Source organism: Francisella sp. 19X1-34 (assembly GCF_041102755.1).
Taxonomy (GTDB): domain Bacteria; phylum Pseudomonadota; class Gammaproteobacteria; order Francisellales; family Francisellaceae; genus Francisella.
On sequence record NZ_JBGCTX010000126.1, the window covers coordinates 1 to 2,547 of the forward strand.

Below are 2,547 nucleotides of genomic sequence, written 5' to 3' on the forward strand. Positions count from 1 at the left end.
TGCACATTTTATGATTAAATTTGAAGATAGGATTGGTAGCCTATGAAAAATTTACACAAAAGTCTGTAAAGGGTCGTTAGTCAATACCACTTTCTAATATATTTTTATTCCTTATTTTTATGCAGCATTCAAAATACCAGTATATGCTTCATCAGGTGTTATATATCCAATACTCGAATGTAGTCTTTCACTGTTGTATGTGTCAATGTACTCTCTAATACCCAGATTAGCTTCACTCATGTTTTTATAAGATGATGGATAAACATTTTCATATTTTAATGTTCTCCAAAATCTCTCAATCGCAATATTGTCTATAGATCTTCCTTTAGCATCCATAGAGATATTTACTTTCCTATCAGACAATATTTTAATATGTTCTTTAGCTGTATATTGCACCCCCTGATCTGAATTAAAAATATCAGGTTTAACATATTTAAATAAAGCTTCATTTAATACACTAGTTGTTAAATGTGTATCCATAGTATTTGAAATCTTCCAAGCTAATATTTTTTTGCTATACCAATCTATTATGGCTGCTAAATATGCATATCCATGCTCTAGTCGAATATAGGTAATATCAGCACTCCAAACTTTATTAGCTTTATCGATCACAACTTGATTTGATTCATTCTTAAACGCGTTAAGTAAGTATGGATATTTCTTATGTTGCTTATTAATAGTAGTTGTCTTTCTTTTCGGATACAATGCCTTAATACCCATAAATTCCATTGCACTTTTAATTAGCTTCCTTCCAACTGAAAAACCTAATTTACTTAGTAATTTTACTAATCTTCTCGTACCATAATATGGATGTTTAGTATGTATCAAATCTATTGTGTTCAATAGCTTAATATCATTAGAGCTACTAAATCTTGGGATTGGTGTATAGTAGTACAAAGTTTTTGATACAGATAATAGTTTAAGTTGATTATTTAAAGATAACTCTAGCTTAGTATCTACAGAGTTTACTCTATCATTTGATGATACCAAGCTTTTTAGCTTTCCCATTAAAAAATCCCTCTCCACTATTACTTCTCCAAGTTTTTTACTTGTAGCATCTTTATCTTTCCTAAGTTCATCTATCTCTTGCTTATACTCTTTAACAACAGAGCTTTTATCGAATGCAAGACAAGCATTTGATAAAAATTGCTGCTTCCAATTATGTACGTTTTTGGGAAGTAAATCATACTTACTTGCTATCTCATTAATTGTCTTATCGCCTTCTAGTAATTCTATAATTACTTTAGCCTTAAAGTCAGCTGTATATGTTATTCTTTTTCTACTCATTTATCTATTTCCTAATTGTTCTAACTAAGTTTAACATCTAGGAATAAAAATCCTTCTAAAATCAGTATCTTTTTCTGGGGACATTATAGATTTCATAGGAGCTACTAGAGGTATATCAAATATCCATACAGCTTTAAACTCATTAAACATGTTAAATGATTTTGCTAAGTGTGCTTTGGATAATGCACGTCAAAACTCAAAGATTAACGGAATATTTAGTAAAGAAGATGATGATTATAATCCTATTGCTAATTCAAGTGATTATCAAAGTGAAGATAGCAAAGTAGATACCAAAGAAACTATAAATATGGGTGATGGTACTGATTTTATGGTAATGAATGGTAAATACTCAATACAACAAGTTGATTCTAAGTTTCCAAGTGCAGAGTTTGCACCATTTAGAGATGCTATGTTACGTATGGCTTCAATATCTTTAGGGTATGGAGTTAATTTTATAAGTATAGGTAATGATTTATCACAATCTAGTTATTCAAGTACACGACATGGTTTGTTATCAGAAAAGGCCTCATGGCAGATGTTACAACAAAAAATTATAGAAAATTTGGTTAAGCCAGTATTTGAGGCTTGGCTTGATATTAATGTTTTTAATGGCAAGTTAAATATTTCTAGCTCTCAAATAGAAGATATTAAAGATTCTATTCAGTACATGCCTAGGTCATGGGAGGGAATGGATCCAAATAAAGATGCTCAAGCTAGTAAAACTAAAATTGAAAGTGGTTTAAGTTCAATTAGTGAAGAGATAGCTAAGACAGGTAGAGCCCCAGAGGTAGTGGCACAACAGATTCAAGAAGACAAAAAGAGATTTAAAGATGTAGGAGATGCTAATGAGTAAGCAATTAATAGGACAAAAACACCATAGAAGTGGTGTATTTACTCGAGATAATTTGAGTGAACAAGATAGGACATTAACACTTAGTTTTTCATCTAACACACCATATCAACGTTGGTCAGATATGACTGAGACTTTGATACATAATGAAGATGCTATTAACTTTGAAAGATTAAATAATGGAGCTAATTTGTTATTTAATCATGATTGGGATAAACCAATAGGCAAAATAGAGAAAGCTTGGCTTGATGGTGATAAAGCTTATGCTACTGTTAGATTTTCTAAGTCAGCATTTGCAGATGAAGTATATAGTGATCTATCCTGCTAATTTGGGGGGTCTTTACAGATAATTGTGTAAATTTTAATTAGGTTATATATTTTAAATATAACAATAAGGGATTTACAGAATG

3 protein-coding genes are annotated in these 2,547 nt (G+C 30.5%); 2 read left to right on the forward strand and 1 reads right to left on the reverse strand.

The window, feature by feature from the left end:
* Positions 1–117 precede the first annotated feature (117 nt).
* Complete coding sequence (locus AB8E56_RS11530) at positions 118–1,287, reverse strand: IS3 family transposase (RefSeq protein WP_329481259.1); 1,170 nt, start codon at positions 1,285–1,287, stop codon at positions 118–120.
* A gap of 148 nt (positions 1,288–1,435) precedes the next feature.
* On the opposite strand from AB8E56_RS11530, the gene AB8E56_RS11535 reads away from it, so the two are divergent.
* Positions 1,436–2,140, forward strand: a complete 705-nt coding sequence (locus AB8E56_RS11535; RefSeq protein WP_329481262.1) for a phage portal protein — start codon at positions 1,436–1,438, stop codon at positions 2,138–2,140.
* A complete protein-coding gene (locus tag AB8E56_RS11540) occupies positions 2,133–2,465 on the forward strand; it encodes a hypothetical protein (RefSeq protein WP_329481264.1) in 333 nt (110 codons plus the stop codon). Before AB8E56_RS11535 ends, AB8E56_RS11540 begins: the two co-directional genes overlap by 8 nt.
* Positions 2,466–2,547: the final 82 nt, after the last annotated feature.

Excerpts from the sequence above, each read along its gene's own strand:
- AB8E56_RS11535 (WP_329481262.1), top strand. The coding sequence starts at position 1,436 with ATGTTAAATGATTTTGCTAAGTGTGCTTTGGATAATGCACGTCAAAAC.
- AB8E56_RS11530 (WP_329481259.1), bottom strand. The coding sequence starts at position 1,287 with ATGAGTAGAAAAAGAATAACATATACAGCTGACTTTAAGGCTAAAGTA.
- AB8E56_RS11540 (WP_329481264.1), top strand. The coding sequence starts at position 2,133 with ATGAGTAAGCAATTAATAGGACAAAAACACCATAGAAGTGGTGTATTT.